This window comes from Rhizobium sp. Rhizsp82 (assembly GCF_047325115.1).
Lineage (GTDB): Bacteria > Pseudomonadota > Alphaproteobacteria > Rhizobiales > Rhizobiaceae > Rhizobium.
The window spans coordinates 119,629-134,289 of the sequence record NZ_CP168571.1; the positions used below are offsets into that span (position 1 = coordinate 119,629).

At 63.5% G+C, this 14,661-nt stretch carries 15 protein-coding genes; 10 read left to right on the top strand and 5 right to left on the bottom strand.

Features of this window, described 5'->3' with window-relative positions:
• Positions 1–2: 2 nt before the first annotated feature.
• From ACEN84_RS24690 to ACEN84_RS24705, 4 genes are read right to left on the bottom strand one after another with little or no spacing between them, the layout of a single operon-like run.
• Positions 3–1,115, bottom strand: coding sequence for a DUF2817 domain-containing protein (locus tag ACEN84_RS24690; RefSeq protein WP_413712021.1), 1,113 nt, complete (start codon positions 1,113–1,115; stop codon positions 3–5).
• Between the two features lie 17 nt (positions 1,116–1,132).
• Positions 1,133–2,290, bottom strand: coding sequence for a M20 metallopeptidase family protein (locus tag ACEN84_RS24695; RefSeq protein WP_413712022.1), 1,158 nt, complete (start codon positions 2,288–2,290; stop codon positions 1,133–1,135).
• A gap of 39 nt (positions 2,291–2,329) precedes the next feature.
• Positions 2,330–3,286 (bottom strand): ornithine cyclodeaminase family protein, encoded by a 957-nt coding sequence (locus tag ACEN84_RS24700; RefSeq protein WP_413712023.1) that lies wholly within the window; start codon positions 3,284–3,286, stop codon positions 2,330–2,332.
• Entirely contained in the window at positions 3,283–4,239 is a 957-nt protein-coding gene (locus ACEN84_RS24705) for a threonine/serine dehydratase (protein ID WP_246777587.1), read from the bottom strand. The genes ACEN84_RS24700 and ACEN84_RS24705 overlap by 4 nt, the downstream gene beginning before the upstream one ends.
• Positions 4,240–4,515: 276 nt before the next feature.
• Between ACEN84_RS24705 and ACEN84_RS24710 the strand changes: the two genes are divergently transcribed.
• The 5 genes from ACEN84_RS24710 to ACEN84_RS24730 all read left to right on the top strand — a co-directional run bounded on the left by ACEN84_RS24710 (position 4,516) and on the right by ACEN84_RS24730 (position 8,281).
• Positions 4,516–5,178, top strand: coding sequence for a PAS domain-containing protein (locus tag ACEN84_RS24710; RefSeq protein ID WP_112714635.1), 663 nt, complete (start codon positions 4,516–4,518; stop codon positions 5,176–5,178).
• Positions 5,179–5,244: 66 nt separating this feature from the next.
• Positions 5,245–6,018: a lysine/arginine/ornithine ABC transporter substrate-binding protein gene (locus tag ACEN84_RS24715; protein ID WP_112714637.1), complete on the top strand. Its 774-nt coding sequence runs from the start codon at positions 5,245–5,247 to the stop codon at positions 6,016–6,018.
• A gap of 27 nt (positions 6,019–6,045) precedes the next feature.
• Complete coding sequence (locus ACEN84_RS24720; protein ID WP_199625629.1) at positions 6,046–6,750, top strand: ABC transporter permease; 705 nt, start codon at positions 6,046–6,048, stop codon at positions 6,748–6,750.
• On the top strand, positions 6,747–7,433 hold the full coding sequence (locus ACEN84_RS24725) for an ABC transporter permease (protein WP_112714641.1): 687 nt from the start codon (positions 6,747–6,749) through the stop codon (positions 7,431–7,433). The genes ACEN84_RS24720 and ACEN84_RS24725 overlap by 4 nt, the downstream gene beginning before the upstream one ends.
• 212 nt (positions 7,434–7,645) lie before the next feature.
• Positions 7,646–8,281 (top strand): hypothetical protein, encoded by a 636-nt coding sequence (locus ACEN84_RS24730; protein WP_112714643.1) that lies wholly within the window; start codon positions 7,646–7,648, stop codon positions 8,279–8,281.
• A gap of 7 nt (positions 8,282–8,288) precedes the next feature.
• Here ACEN84_RS24730 and ACEN84_RS24735 read toward each other — a convergent pair whose 3' ends face one another.
• Entirely contained in the window at positions 8,289–9,617 is a 1,329-nt protein-coding gene (locus ACEN84_RS24735) for a PLP-dependent aminotransferase family protein (RefSeq protein WP_413712024.1), read from the bottom strand.
• Positions 9,618–9,718: 101 nt separating this feature from the next.
• Here ACEN84_RS24735 and ACEN84_RS24740 point away from each other — a divergent pair, with 101 nt between their 5' ends.
• From ACEN84_RS24740 to ACEN84_RS24760, 5 genes are all read left to right on the top strand, one after another.
• Entirely contained in the window at positions 9,719–10,699 is a 981-nt protein-coding gene (locus ACEN84_RS24740) for a nitrate ABC transporter substrate-binding protein (protein WP_413712025.1), read from the top strand.
• 35 nt (positions 10,700–10,734) lie between these two features.
• Complete coding sequence (locus tag ACEN84_RS24745) at positions 10,735–11,619, top strand: ABC transporter substrate-binding protein (protein WP_203430265.1); 885 nt, start codon at positions 10,735–10,737, stop codon at positions 11,617–11,619.
• Positions 11,616–12,572, top strand: coding sequence for an amino acid ABC transporter permease (locus tag ACEN84_RS24750; RefSeq protein WP_413712026.1), 957 nt, complete (start codon positions 11,616–11,618; stop codon positions 12,570–12,572). The genes ACEN84_RS24745 and ACEN84_RS24750 overlap by 4 nt, the downstream gene beginning before the upstream one ends.
• Positions 12,569–13,348, top strand: a complete 780-nt coding sequence (locus tag ACEN84_RS24755) for an amino acid ABC transporter ATP-binding protein (RefSeq protein WP_130280405.1) — start codon at positions 12,569–12,571, stop codon at positions 13,346–13,348. Before ACEN84_RS24750 ends, ACEN84_RS24755 begins: the two co-directional genes overlap by 4 nt.
• Positions 13,349–13,432: 84 nt before the next feature.
• Positions 13,433–14,614: a M20 aminoacylase family protein gene (locus tag ACEN84_RS24760; RefSeq protein WP_413712027.1), complete on the top strand. Its 1,182-nt coding sequence runs from the start codon at positions 13,433–13,435 to the stop codon at positions 14,612–14,614.
• The last annotated feature ends 47 nt before the right edge of the window (positions 14,615–14,661 follow it).

Sequence of the window (14,661 nt, forward strand, 5' to 3'; positions counted from 1 at the left end):
GGTCATTTCGGCATTGGTGTTTCGTCATTGAGGCGGATGCGTTCGGCCACCTCGCGGAAGACCTGGCGCCCACGGAACCAGATCATTTCGCGCCAGTCGTCGCGGTCGGGGCAGTGGATATCGCGCCAGCGTCGGCGGGCGGCGCGCGCTTCGCCAGACAGGCGATCCGCATCGCGCCACAGCAGCGCGTCATTGCGCTCCAACCGGGCGCGCTGGCCATCAGCCAGCCATGCGCCACCGAATTCCAGGCACATGGCGATCACGTCGGCATGCGGCAGCTGGCTTTCGCAATAGCCGTAGAAATGGCCGTGCTGGATGAATTCCTCATGGGCACGATCGCCGGCAAGCGGCGCCTCGATGGTCGGGCCGAACAGGATGTTCGCCTTGTCGAGCTGCGGTCCGCCCGGCATGTGCCAGAGCGGAATGCCATACCCGTAGGGACCGTAACCGGTGTGGATATCGATGACGGCGATGCGCTTCGCCTTGCCGCAATAGCGGGCGAAGATTTCGTCGATCGTCTTGCGGCTCCAGACCGGCGCGGCACCGCCATAGGAGGGAGCATCGGGGAAGGAATATTGGCCGCCCTGCAGCGTCATGCCGGCGGTCAGGCGGCCATGCTGCTCGCGATAGGCGGCGAGCGCCGCATCGGCGGCACTGCGGCTGGTGGCATCGTCTTCGGGGCACATGACGTGCTCGTAGAGTTCCGCATAGTCGGGATTGGCAGGCGGGCTGGCGAAGTCGACATAGTGCCGGTTGAGATCGACATTGTCTTCCTGCTGGCGGCGGTCCCAGGCCATGCCCCAGGGATTGATCGCATGGATATGCAGCATCGCGACATCGTCGGGCAGCGCCATGCCGGCACGAATCCAGCCGATCTGGCAGGCCGATCCGGCCCAGCCCTCGACACCATGCGTGCCGGAGACCGAGACGACGAGATAGGGCGCGTCGGCGCGGCCAAAATAGGCGACGTCAGTGGCGAGCGCCTCGCCATCCGGCCCCTTCCCGGGATGCGGGAAGGCGTCGAGCCTTGCGGCACCGGAGCAGGCCTCGCGGAACTTGTGGCGAGCCGAAGCAAAGTCGGCCGAGAAGTCACCCAGGAAACTGCGGTCGTCCATGGCTGCGCCTCCGGTCTTCATGCCAGCGCCCGCTCTGCCGTTGCCGCCAGAAGGCTTGCGCCGCGCACCAGGATATCGTCGTTGAAGTCGTAACCCGGCTGATGCAGGCCGGCGCCCTCGCCCGTCTCGCCGTTGCCGATCCAGATATAGGCACCCGGCAGATGCTGCAGGAAGACGCCGAAATCGTCGCCCGCCATGGTCGGCGGCAGGCTTTCGAGCTCGCTTTCGCCGAAGAGATCGGCGGCAACGTCGCGGATCAGCTTGCCTTCCGCCCTTGTATTCACAACCGGCGGGCAGAGCCCGTCGTCGAACCGAATGCTGCCCTGCGCACCGGCAATCGCGGCCGCAGAGCCGACGATCTCTTCGAGGCGGCGCTGAATCAGCCTCAGCGTATCGAGGCTGAAGGCACGGAAGGTGCCGGTCAGCACCGTCTTCGTCGGAATGATGTTCTGGGCGATACCGCCCTGGAAGGAGCCGATCGTCACGACCGATGCGCTCAGGGGATCGATCGCGCGTGCCGCGATCTGCTGGACGCCGGTGACGAAATGGCCACCAGCCAAAATCGGGTCGCCCGTCAGATGCGGCATCGCCGCATGGCCGCCGCGCGCCGTGAAGGTGACCTCGAATTCACCGGTTCCGGCCATCACTGGCCCATCATGGACAACGACGGCACCGGCCCGAAGGCCCGGCCAGTTGTGAAGGCCAAAGATCCGCTCTGCCGGGAAGCGGGCGAGAAGCCCGTCGTCGATCATCATCTGCGCGCCGCCGTAGCGCTCCTCGGCGGGCTGGAAGAACAGATAGACGGTGCCGCGGAACTGACGGGTGCGGGCGAGATGCGTCGCAGCGCCGATCAGGATCGCCGTGTGGCCGTCATGGCCGCAGGCATGCATCTTGCCGGTCGTCTTTGAGGCATAGGGCAGACCGCTCTGCTCATGGATCGCCAGCGCATCCATATCGGCGCGCAGCGCCACGGATGGCCCAGGCGCCGAACCATGGATGACACCGACGACGCTATGGCCGCCGATTCCGGTATGAACCTCGATGCCGAGCTCGCGAAGGCGATCGGCGACGAAGGCCGCCGTCCATTCTTCCTCCAGCGACAGCTCCGGATGCCTATGCATCTCGTGGCGCATCGCCTTCAGGCTAGGAAAGGCATCTGCAATCAACTCAAGCACGGCACTCACTCCCGAAAACCACCGCCTGCATGCGTGACATCACGCGTCTCCCGCAATCACTGCCGAGGCGATCGCCACGTCCTGCACGGCAAGACCGGTGAGCGAGGCAATCGTCACCTGGTCGGCGCCGGAGCGCGCCTTGGCATCGCCGGCAATTATCTGGCCGAGTTCGCTGACGCGGCCGATATCCACCGTACCGGCATCGAGCGCGCCCTTCAGATCGCCGCGAAGCGATCCCTGGACGCGGCTGTCGACGACGACCATGTCGGCTGCCGAAAACACATCGGCATGCAGCTCGCGCTTCTCCGGCGTATCGGCGCCCATTGCGGTGATATGCGTGCCCTTGCGGATCATCGCGCCATGCAGATGCGGGACGATGCTCGGCGTCGTCGTGACGATGATCCGGCAGCGCTCGGCCACTTCCTCGACACTTCCGGCAACGGTCACCGAATAGCCGTCCTGCCGCATTTTTCCGGCATAGGCTTCGGCGCCTTCCTTGCGGCGGCCCCAGACGAGCACGTTCTTGCAGGGACGGACCGTCTGCAGGAATTTCACCTGCAGTTCCGCCTGCATGCCGGTGCCGATGACGCCGATCGTGTCGACCTCAGCGGGCGCCAGATATTTAGCCGCGACCGCACCGGCGGCTGCCGTGCGGATATCCGTCAGGTGCCCGCGATCGTCGAGAATGGCGGCAAGCGCCCCCGTCTGGCGCTCGAAGGCGAGCATCAGACCGTTGCTGCTCGGCAGGCCATGGCGCGGGTTTTCATAGAAACCCGAGGCGATCTTCACGACATAGAATTCGCCGCCGCCGATATAGCCATACTTGATGTGCACATCGCCGGGCGGATTATCGAAGATCAGCTCGCCCGGAGCCGGAACGATCGCATCACCCGCCGAGAAGGCGCGGAACGCCTCCTCGACACAGACGACCGGATTGATCGCGGTCAGGCGGCTGCGGATTTCCTCGAGCGAGAAAAGACGGGCGGAGGCGGTCAAATGACGCTCCTCAGAACATCGCGGCTGACATTGGCGCCGCAGATGACCGCGACCGAACGGCCACGGGTCCATTCGGGCGCGACCTTGCAGAGACCGGCCAGCGCCACGCCGCCGGCGCCTTCGAGCAGCATGTGGTGGCCGTCGATGAAGGTGCGCATCGCCTCGGCGATCTCGTCTTCGGAAACGTCGACCCAGTGATCCACCAGATCACGGCAGAAGGGGAAGGTGATCGTATCGGATTCCAGGCCGCCGGCCGTGCCGTCCGAAAGCGTATCCTCAGACGGCAGGTCGAGAACGGAACCGGCCTCGACCGAGCGCGCCATGACGCAGGAATTCGCGGGCGAGCAGCCGATGATGCGGGTCTTCGGCGAGACTGCCTTCATATAGGCGGCAATGCCGCCGATCAGGCCACCGCCGCCGACGGAGACGAAAAGATTGTCGATCGGCTGGCCGGCGCTCTGGCGCATCAGCTCGACGCCGATCGTGCCCTGGCCGCGCATGACCTCATAGTCGTTGTACGGCGGAACGTAGAGGCAGCCATGCTCCTTGGCATAAGCGCGGGCATGGATTTCCGTGTCGATGCTGTCATCGCCGTAGAAGGCGACTTCGGCGCCGAGCTTGCGGATGTTGGCAACCTTCGACGGCGAGGCGCCCTCGGGAACGAAGACCAGGCCATTGCCGCCGATGACGCGCAGCGCGTAAGCGACGGCCGCACCGTGATTGCCGGAGGAAGCGGTGACCACCTTGGTCTTTGCCGCCTCATCGCCCATGGCGAGGATCTTGTTCAGCGCGCCGCGCAGCTTGAAGGATCCGGTGTGCTGCAGGTTTTCGAGTTTCAGCAGAACTTCCTGGCCGATCTTGTCCGAGAAAGTCGGCGATGCCTCCAGCAGCGTTTCGCGTGCGTAAGGGCGGATGCGGCGTTCTGCCGCTTCGATGGTCTCAGAAATGCTCACATAAAACTCCATTCTTGAATGCTGACGGGCGATCGTCTCAGCGGGCCGAAGACTAGACAAAAAATCCATGGGGAGACACTGCGTCTGCATCCTCAACCTCTGCTCGAGAAAAGGCGGTTCCGCGACGTCAGATGCTATGAAATCCAGCCCTAAGTAGCGATTTCGCAGCTAACGGCACGCAATCCACTTCCTCCCTGAACACTTCCTATACCCGGACGAGATTTGAGACAATATGTCTTGTTTGACAAAATGTCTTACAGGGCGTAACCGTTAAGCATGAAGGAAGTTCTGAAGCCATACGTTCCCGTTTGCCAGGCGATTGCGACGCTGCTGCAGCCGCATGCCGAAGTCGTGCTGCACGACCTTGCGACCGGCAACATCGCCTTTATCGCCAACGCCTTTTCCAAGCGCCGGCCGGGGGACTCCTCGATGACCGATGTGGAAGTGGCGATCTCGATCGACTCCTCCGTCATCGGCCCCTATCGCAAGACCAATTGGGACCGCCGCCAGCTGCGCTCGGTCACCGCAGTCCTGCGCGACCACGCCAACCGGCCGGTCGGGCTGCTCTGCATCAACCTCGATATTTCGGTGTTCGAGGGCGCGGTCGAGTTCATCCGCAACCTCATCCAGTTCTCGCCGCCTTCCGAACCGCCGGAAGCGCTGTTCAAGAGCGACTGGAAAGAGGTCGTCAGCGCCACGATCGACGCCTATCTGCGCGAGCGGCATCTGACGGAAGCCGGCCTCAGCAAGGACGATCTCAGCGAGCTCGTCTCCATTCTCGACAATCAGGGACTGTTCTCGATCCGCAACGCCACCCCGTACATCGCCGAGGTGCTGAGGATGTCGAGAGCGACGCTCTACAAGCATCTCAAGGATCTGAGAGACAAGAAGAGCGGCAGGAATTCTCCGGGAGCCAGGGCGCTCCAGGAGGAAATTTGAGGCTATCCGGCGCCCCCGCCGGCCGGCCTTCGGCAACCACCTCATAAAGATAAAGGGAACTGAGACATGAATAGAACTATCGCTGCGGCCGCTTTCGCCGCACTCGGCCTGCTCGGCCTTTCGGCATCCTCCGCCTTCGCTCAGGAAAAGCTGACCATCGCCACCGAAGGCGCCTACCCGCCCTTCAACTTCAAGCAGGCCGACGGCACGCTCGCCGGCTTCGACGTCGATATCGCCAAGGCGCTCTGCGACAACATGAAGGTCGAGTGCAAGATCGTCGCCCAGGATTGGGACGGCATCATTCCGGGCCTGCTCGCCCATCACTACGACGCGATCGTCGCTTCGATGTCGATCACCGAGGAGCGCAAGAAGAAGATCGCCTTCACCGACCCCTATTACCACACGGCCGGTGCGCTCGCGGTTCTGAAGTCCGCTCCCCTCGCAGGCAACACGCCTGACGACCTGAAGGGCAAGACGCTCGGCGTCCAGTCCTCCTCGACCTTCTCGACGCTGATCGAAGACAAGTACAAGGATGCCGACGTGCGCCAGTACGGCACCGTCGACGAAGCCCTGCTTGACCTCGTCGCCGGCCGCGTCGATGCCGTCATGGCCGACAAGATCACGCTGACCGAATGGTTCAAGAAGTCGGGCAATGACTGCTGCCAGCTCGCCGGCAACGACATCAAGGACTCGCACTATCTCGGCGACGGCGTCGGTATCGGCATCCGCCAGGCCGAACCGGACCTGCAGGCCAAGCTGAACAAGGCGCTCGCCAATATCGTTGCCGACGGCACCTACAAGACGATCAACGCGAAGTACTTCCCCTTCTCGATCTACTAAGCCGTCGCGCCCGGAGACGAAAAGGCCATGGAAACCCTTGGATTTGGCGCGAATGGCTGGGGCGGCCAGCTCCTCGCCGGCACATTGCTGACGATCGAGCTGGCACTGACAACCCTGCCGTTCGGCTTTGCCCTCGGGCTTGGCCTTGCCCTGATGAAGAATGCCCGCAGCAAGCTGCTGCGGGCAATCGGCGAAGGCTTCACGACAGCCTTTCGCGGCCTGCCCGAACTGCTGACGCTGCTGCTCATCTATTACGGTTCGTCCATCGCCATTCGCACCGTCGGCGAATGGATGGGCTACAGCGTCAATCTCGAACTCAGCCCGTTCATCGCCGGCGTCATCGCGCTCGGCGCGGTCTTTGCTGCCTATTCCAGCGAAGTGCTGCTCGGCGCACTGCGCGGTATCGACCGCGGCCAGATCGAAGCCGGTCTCAGCCTCGGCCTGAAACCCTTTCCGCTGTTCCTCAAGGTGATCTTCCCGCAGCTCTTGCGCCCGGCCCTGCCCGGTCTCGGCAATTGCTGGCTGGCGCTACTGAAGGAAACGTCGCTTGTTTCCGTCATCGCTCTCGACGACATCCTGCGCCAGGCCTATCTGGCCTCGGGCCAGACCAAGCAGCCCTTTCTCTTCTATGCCGCCGCCTGCACGATCTACCTGCTGCTGACGATGCTCTCGAGCACGGTGCTGATTGCGCTCGAACGCTATGCCAACCGTGGCTGGGGGCATGCGCGATGATCGATCTCGACGTTTTCCAGCAATATGGCGGACGCCTGTTTTCCGGCCTGCTCGTCACCATCGAGCTGACGGTCATTTCCATCACGCTCGGCGCCGTCCTCGCCGCGCTGCTGACCTGGGCCAGGCTGTCCGGCCCGAAGGCGGTGCGGGCTGCGGCCTTCGCCTATTCCTATGCGGTGCGCGGCACGCCGCTGCTTGCCCAGGTCTTCCTGGTCTATTACGGTTCCGGACAGTTCCGGCCCGAACTGCAGGCGCTCGGCCTCTGGCAGCTGTTCCGCGAGCCGCAGTTCTGCGTGCTTCTGACCTTCAGCCTCAACACCGCCGCCTACCAGTCGGAAATCTTCCGCGGCGCGGTTCTCGCCGTCCCGCGCGGACAGATGGAAGCCGCGAAAGCGCTTGCACTCAGGCCGTTCCTGGCGACCTTCCTCGTCGTCGTGCCGCAGGCAATCCGCCACGGCCTGCGCGGCTTCGGCAACGAGGTGGTGCTGGTGCTGAAAGGCAGCGCAGTCGCCAGCGTCGTCACCGTCTACGACCTGCTCGGCGCCACGCGCTTTGCCTTCCAGCGCACCTATGATTTCCAGCTCTATATTGCGGCGGCGATCGTCTACATCATCATCGTCGAGCTGCTGCGCCGCGGCTGGAATCACCTGGAAGCTCGCTTCCGGCTGAAGGCTGCCCGCTAGTCCAGCCGGCGCTCTTATCGACCTCGACGCGGGCGGCAAGCAGGCCGCCCGGCGCATGATGCTCCCCGTCCGCTAAGGCTTTGCTGCGGCTATGTTACCGGCCGATGTGCAATCGTGAAGGAACGGGCTTGTCCACAGCTGCGTTTTCCAAACGGTAGAAATCGCGTGCCCGGCATGCGATTGACTGATGCGGAATCGCTGACGAGGACATGATGGCTTTCGATTTCGGCATGCTTCCGATTGCTCTTGCTGCAGCAATCGTCGCACCCGCCGCCGCTCCGCAGGAGACGGCGCCGGCGATGCTGCCATTCGGCATATCGCAGGACATGCGCCCCTCAACGCTCGGCTGCGAGGCGATCGATGGCGGCGGCAGCAGCACGAGCGATGCGACCGGACAGTATGTCTGCAAGGGTGCGCCGGAAGCGAGCGATCTCTTCAGCGAATATATCCTCGCCTATGTGAAGGGCACCGGGATCTGCAATATCTCGGCGGTCTCCTCCTATATCGCGGAGGACAGCGACGGAAGGAAAACCCGCGCGCTGTTCGGCAAGGCCTACGCGCTGATGAGCCAGCAGCTCGGCAAACCCGACGAAACGGTCGATCACGCCACCAGCAACGAATTCCGCGACAACCGGCAGTTCGAAGAGGCGATCATCAGCGAAGACCGGCAGATCTTCGACCAGTGGAACGACCTCTCGCTGCGCTTCGGCAATGCCGAGTCCGCTAGCCTGACGATATCGGGCAGCGACGAGCTCGGCCTCGCCGTCTACGGCATCTTCCGCTTTGCCGGCAATGACGACTGCCTGCGCAAGATGGAACTGGCGACCGGCCGCTCCGCCGGCGAATAACTCTTCCTCACTGGTGAACCGCCGCGAGCGCGATGCCGTCGGCAACCTCCTGGCAACGGTCCGTCAGGTTGGCGGTCGCAACGCGCAGGTGGCTGCTCGGCAGGACCGAGAACTTCGCGCCCGGATGAACCGCGATGCCGCGGGCGGCGAGCGTCACCAGAGCAAACGGCTCCGAGGAAACCGGCACCCATGCACATAATCCGCCCCCATGGGCCGCCTCGACCCCGCGCTCGCCAAGCGCATTGATCAGGTCGGCGCGGCGTTTGATGTAGATGTCGCGCGCCCGCTCCAGCGTTTCGCCGGTTGCGGGATCGCGAAGCAGCCAAGCGGCCGCGGATTGCAGGATGCGGCTGGTCCAGCCGGCGCTGAAGGCGCGGTAGGACTGAATCTGCTCAATCATCGCCCGAGAGCCGGAGAGCACCGCGAGCCGGAGATCCGGGCCATGGGTCTTCGAGAAGGACAGGATGTGGATAACACGATCAGGATAGAGCGAGCCCAGCGAATGGCGCGGCGCCGACGAAATATCGGCAACGCCGTCGTCCTCGACGATCAGCGTATCGCTATCTTTCAGGATCGCCGCCAGTGCCTCCATCCGCTCGGCGCTGACACTCTGGCCTGTGACGGAATGGATGCGAGGCTGGAAGATGAAGGCTGCCGGGCGCAGCCGCATCGCCGCTTCCAGTGACGCCGGAACCGGCCCCTCGCCATCGCATTGGACCGGCAGGATGCGCACGCCGCGGTCTTCGAGAATATCGAGGAGACGCATCCCGGTCGGGACCTCGATCGCCACCGAGGCCCCCGGCGTTACCAGCGCATGGATCAGCGTATAGACAGCATTGTAGCCGCCATTGGTCGCGAGAAAGGCTTCCGGCTCGTAGGGCCATGAACGCCTGACCGCCTCTTCCAGCTCCGGCAGGATGCGGCTGCGCTCGTAGCTGTTCAGGTTCTCGGCCGAGGCGCCATAGGCCATGGCTTCGGCAAGCTTCGGCAGCAGGCGGACATCGGGCACAGCCGCCGTGAGGTCCAGCACCCCCTCGCCATAGTCGCCGACGCTTGCCAGGCGCTCCGGTTTGGCAATGAAGCGATCGCCGCTGACCCAGGTGCCGTTGCGGCCGCGGCCGCTGATGATTTTCTGCCGCCGCAGTTCGCTCCAGGCCTCGGAGATCGTCGCGGGGCTGATCCCGAGCGCGAAGGCGAGATCGCGGATCGCCGGCAATTTGGTGCCGACAGGCAGCGCGCCGGCGCGGATCAAGGCACTGGTTTCAATCGCGATTCCGCGAATCGTACGATCGTTCAATTTTTCAGCAAACCAGTTTGCGTCCCGTATTTCGCTCATTTTCGCGCCATTTTTTAATGTTCAATAACGTAATAACATTTGATCAATGTATTTTGAACATTTATCGATCATGAACACAAGCTTTTTAAGAGTAGATGCACATGCCCCTGACCTTACGCCTCGCCCTTCGTGACTGGGACTACATGACGCCGCTGGTTCTCGGTGACGTCTCCTCGCCAAAGCTCGACATCAAGGTCGATCGCGTCGGCACGCTGCTTTCGCATGTCGGCAAGAGCGACAGCTATGACGCCGCCGAAATGTCCTTCAGCCGCTACACGCAGCTGCGCATCGACGGCGACGAGAGCGTCGTCGGCATTCCGAACTTCATCATGCGCGGCTTCCGCCATCGCTGCATCGTCACGACCAAGGACAGCAAGCTGCGCGAACTCGGTGATCTCGCCGGCAAGCGCATCGGCGTCACCGGCTGGCGCGACTCCGGCAATACCTGGACGCGCGCCGCCGTGCGCCGCGAAGGCGTCGGCGTCGAGGATGCCATGTGGTATGCGGGACGCCTGACCGAGGCGCATCCGATCGTCGACCGCCTCGACGGCTTCGGCCGCGCTGGGCGCATCGAAGCCGCTCCCGGCGAGCGCCCGATGGTCGAGCTGCTGAAGGAAGGTGTGCTCGACGCGATCTTCACGCCCTTCATGCCCGACGGCTACTTCGCCAGCGGCTCGCCCTTCCGCCAGCTTCTTTCAGACTTCCGAGGCGCCGAGCGTCGCTATTTCGACGAGGTGGGCTATGTACCCGGTATGCACCTGATCGGCATCAAGTCGGAGATCGCCGCCGAGCATCCCTGGGTGATCGAAGAGCTCAGCCGCCTGATCGATGAATCGCAGCGCATGTGGCTCTCCAAGCGGCGCAAATATGCCGAGACGACGCCCTTCATGTTCGACGAGCTTCTTAAATGCGCCGCCGAACTGCCCGAAGGTTGGGATGCGAGCGGCTTTGCGCCCAACCGCAAGATGATCGCCGATTTCGCCGGAGAGCTTCATGCCCAGGGCATCCTGCCGCGGCTGATGACGCCGGAAGAACTCTTTCCACTCGACATTGACGGCAGACCGGTAGCTGCCGCCGCCTGACACCCGAGAATATCAAATCAAAAAGGGGAATGACCATGCAATTGAAGAAAATGACCACTCTTGCGCTCGCCGGCGTCATGCTCTCCGGAGCGGCCCTGGCGCAGGATCTGCCGAAGCTTTCGGTCAACGAGGAGCTGAAGGCGAAGCTGCCAGAGGCGATCCGCACGGCTGGCAAGATGATCTCCGTCAATAACGGCTCCTTCCCTCCCTATGAAATCGTCACCGGCACCGAGATGACCGGCGCCAGCGCCGATCTGACCGACGCGCTCGGCCAGATCCTCGGCGTCACGATCGAGCATGAAACGGTCGGCGGCCTTCCCGCCCTCCTTGCTGGCGTCAATTCTGGCCGCTACCAGTTCGCCTTCGGCCCCGTCGGCGATTTCAAGAGCCGCGAAGAGGCCAACGACTTCGTCGACTGGGTTCAGGAATTCGTCGTCTTCGCCGTTCAGAAGGGCAATCCGAAGGCGATCACCTCGCTCGACAGTGCCTGTGGCAACCGCATTGCTGTCATGGCCGGCGGCTCGGCCGAAAAGGTCATCCAGGTCCAGGCCGAGAAGTGCAAGACCGACGGCAAGGACCCGATCGAAGTGCAGTCCTTCACCGACCAGCCGAGCTCGATCCTGGCGGTCCGCTCCAAGCGTTCGGACGCCTTCTTCTCCTCCCAGGCACCGCTCACCTATTTCGTCTCGCAGGCCAATGGCCAGCTGGAACTGACGGGTGTCGGCCAGAAGAACGGCTTCGAAGCGCTCTATCAGGGTGCCGTGGTTCCCAAGGGTTCGCCGCTCGGCCCCGTTCTGCGTGACGCGGTCAAGGTTCTGATCGATAATGGCACCTATGCGGCCATCATGAAGAAGTGGGGCCTCGAGAACAACATGATCAAGGAGCCGGGCATCAACCTCGGCGGGACGTTGCCGAAATGAGCACTGATATCAAGAACACCGCATCGCCACCCGGCGATGCGGCAGCTCGGGATGTGGCGCATGCCCACAAACCCTTCCCCACCGGCCGCGTCGCGGCCTGGGTCATCGTCCTGGCGATTGCCGCCTACTTTGCCTGGTCGATCGCCGGAAACGAAAATTTCGGCTGGCCCGTCGTCGCCAAGTATTTCTTTGATCCAGTCGTCATCAGCGGTCTCTATGTTTCGCTTGGCCTGACCGTCGTAGCGATGATCATCGGCGTCATCCTAGGCCTGCTGCTTGCCATCGCCCGCCTGTCAAAGGACGGCCTTGCCAACTCGCTCGCATCGCTCTTCATCTGGTTCTTCCGCGGCACGCCGCTGCTGGTGCAGCTGATCTTCTGGTACAACCTCTCGACCCTCTTCCCGACGCTGTCGATCGGCATCCCGTTCTTCGGGCCGACCTTCGTCAGCTGGGACACGAATTCCGTCATCAGTCCGATGACCGCCGCGATCGCCGGTCTCGCCCTCAATGAAGCAGCCTATATGGCCGAGATCATCCGCGGCGGCCTGCTTTCGGTCGACAAGGGCCAGTTCGAAACTGCCGAAGCCTTCGGCATGACCCGGGCAAGGGCGCTGCGCCGCATCATCATTCCGCAGGCGATGCGCTCGATCGTTCCGCCGACCGGCAACCAGCTGATCAGCATGATCAAGGCGACTTCGCTTGTCAGCGTCATCGCCATGGCCGACCTGCTCTACTCGGTCCAGTCGATCTACAACCGCACCTTCGAAGTCATCCCGATGCTGCTCGTCGCCGTCATATGGTACCTGCTCATCACCTCGGTCCTGAATGTCGGCCAGAGCTACATCGAGCGCTACTATAGCCGTGGCGACCGCCGCACCGGCGCCCCTAGGGCCGCGAAGGAGGCCGCCGTGCCGGCACCGGCTCTTGCTGCCGCACAGGAGGTGAGCCAATGAACGCGATCGCGACCATCGAGCCGCTCGTGCGCGCCCGAAATGTCCACAAGTCCTTCGACCAGCTCGAAGTGCTGAAGGGCATCGACCTCGACGTCGCCCCCGGGGAAGTCGTCGTCATCCTGGGACCGTCGGGCTCCGGCAAGTCGACCTTCTTGCGCTGTATCAACCGCCTTGAGACCATCAATCAGGGATCGATCGAGGTGGACGGCGAGCAGATCGGCTACAGCTTCCGCAAGGGCAAGCTGGTGCAGCTCTCCAATCACGCTGTCGCGCTCCAGCGCCGGAAGATCGGCATGGTGTTCCAACAGTTCAACCTCTACCCGCATATGACGGCGCTGCAGAACATCGTCGAGGCACCCGTCGGCATCCACGGCGAAAGCCGCAAGGAAGCGACCGAGAATGCCAAGCGCCTGCTGGAACGCGTCGGCCTCTCGGCCAAGGCGGACAACTATCCGCGCCAGCTCTCCGGCGGCCAGCAACAGCGCGTTGCCATCGCCCGGGCGCTCGCCATCAAGCCGAAGCTGATGCTCTTCGACGAGCCGACCTCGGCGCTCGACCCGGAACTGGTCGGCGAAGTGCTCGCCACCATGCGCGACCTCGCCAATCAGGGCCTGACGATGATCGTCGTCACCCACGAGATCGGCTTTGCCCGCGAAGCGGCCGACCGCGTGGTGTTCATGGATGGCGGCAAGGTTGTCGAACAGGGCAAGCCCGAAGACGTGCTCGGCAATCCGCAGCACCCCCGCACCCGAAGCTTCTTGTCGCGCTTTATCTGAGCGCGGCAATTCTCCTCCCGAAAAGATGCGCGCCGCTCGCCGCCCTCGCGGCAGCGGCCGCACTCCCGCAAGACCGGAACGGCCATGACCCTCAAGAACGATTTCGCCAGCCTCTCGGATCTCGAACCGATGAAGGCAGAGCTCACGGCGACCCGCCGCCACCTTCACGCCAATCCCGAACTCTCCTTCGAAGAAGCCGAAACCGCGCGTCTCGTCGCCGAAAAGCTCGAGGCCTGGGGCTATGACGTGACGCGCAATGTCGGCGGCCACGGTGTCGTCGCACGCATGACGGCCGGCAGCGGCAAGAAGAGCATGGCCATCCGCGCCGACATGGACGCGCTGCCGATCGCCGAGCAGACCGGCCTCGACTATGCGAGCAGGGTTTTCGGCAAGATGCATGCCTGCGGCCACGACGGCCATACGACCATTCTTCTCGGCGCCGCCGAATATCTGGCCCGCACCCGCCGCTTCAACGGCACGGTGACGCTGATCTTTCAGCCGGCAGAAGAAGCGGGTGCCGTCAGCGGCGCCCCGGCAATGATCGCCGACGGCCTGTTCGAACGCTTTCCCTTCGATGTCATCTACGGTCTGCACAATCATCCGGGCGCGCCCGAGGGCACCTTCCTGATGCGCTCCGGCCCGTTGATGGCAGCCGCCGATACCGCCGAGATCACCATCACCGGCAAGGGCGGCCATGCCTCGCGCCCGCACCTGACGATCGACCCCGTCGTCGTCGCCTGCCATCTCGTCGTCGCGCTGCAGACCATCGTTTCGCGCAGCGTCGACCCGACCCAGACGGCGGTCGTCACCGTCGGCGCGATCCATAGCGGCGAGGTTTCGAACGTCATTCCTGAAAGCGCCAAACTGCTGATCACCGTCCGGTCCTTCGATCCGAAGACCCGCGAACTCTTGGAAGCCCGCGTCCGCAAGCTGACGGAGTCCGTCGTCGACGGCTTCGACGCCACGGTGGAGATCGACTACGTCCACGGCCACCCTGTCGTCGTCAATTCCGAGGCGGAGACGGAATTTGCCTGGAAGGTTGCCGAAGAACTCGTCGGCGCCGACAAGGTGACGACCTGCGCCCTGATCCCCGGGAGTGAAGACTTCTCGCACTTCCTCGAACATAAGCCCGGCGCCTTCCTGCGCCTCGGCAACGGCGTCAACTCGGCCATCCTGCACAGCGCCAAATACGACTTTGCCGATGAAAGCCTGGTAGCGGGTGCTGCCATGTGGGCGCGATTGACCGAGCGCTATCTCGACGAATAGGCCTCAGGGCCGCTGCACCGCCTCTGAAGTGCGGCAGCCAACTGGTT

Excerpts from the sequence above, each read along its gene's own strand:
- ACEN84_RS24690 (WP_413712021.1), bottom strand. The coding sequence starts at position 1,115 with ATGGACGACCGCAGTTTCCTGGGTGACTTCTCGGCCGACTTTGCTTCG.
- ACEN84_RS24710 (WP_112714635.1), top strand. The coding sequence starts at position 4,516 with ATGAAGGAAGTTCTGAAGCCATACGTTCCCGTTTGCCAGGCGATTGCG.
- ACEN84_RS24715 (WP_112714637.1), top strand. The coding sequence starts at position 5,245 with ATGAATAGAACTATCGCTGCGGCCGCTTTCGCCGCACTCGGCCTGCTC.
- ACEN84_RS24720 (WP_199625629.1), top strand. The coding sequence starts at position 6,046 with ATGGAAACCCTTGGATTTGGCGCGAATGGCTGGGGCGGCCAGCTCCTC.
- ACEN84_RS24725 (WP_112714641.1), top strand. The coding sequence starts at position 6,747 with ATGATCGATCTCGACGTTTTCCAGCAATATGGCGGACGCCTGTTTTCC.
- ACEN84_RS24730 (WP_112714643.1), top strand. The coding sequence starts at position 7,646 with ATGGCTTTCGATTTCGGCATGCTTCCGATTGCTCTTGCTGCAGCAATC.
- ACEN84_RS24735 (WP_413712024.1), bottom strand. The coding sequence starts at position 9,617 with ATGAGCGAAATACGGGACGCAAACTGGTTTGCTGAAAAATTGAACGAT.
- ACEN84_RS24740 (WP_413712025.1), top strand. The coding sequence starts at position 9,719 with ATGCCCCTGACCTTACGCCTCGCCCTTCGTGACTGGGACTACATGACG.
- ACEN84_RS24745 (WP_203430265.1), top strand. The coding sequence starts at position 10,735 with ATGCAATTGAAGAAAATGACCACTCTTGCGCTCGCCGGCGTCATGCTC.
- ACEN84_RS24750 (WP_413712026.1), top strand. The coding sequence starts at position 11,616 with ATGAGCACTGATATCAAGAACACCGCATCGCCACCCGGCGATGCGGCA.
- ACEN84_RS24755 (WP_130280405.1), top strand. The coding sequence starts at position 12,569 with ATGAACGCGATCGCGACCATCGAGCCGCTCGTGCGCGCCCGAAATGTC.
- ACEN84_RS24760 (WP_413712027.1), top strand. The coding sequence starts at position 13,433 with ATGACCCTCAAGAACGATTTCGCCAGCCTCTCGGATCTCGAACCGATG.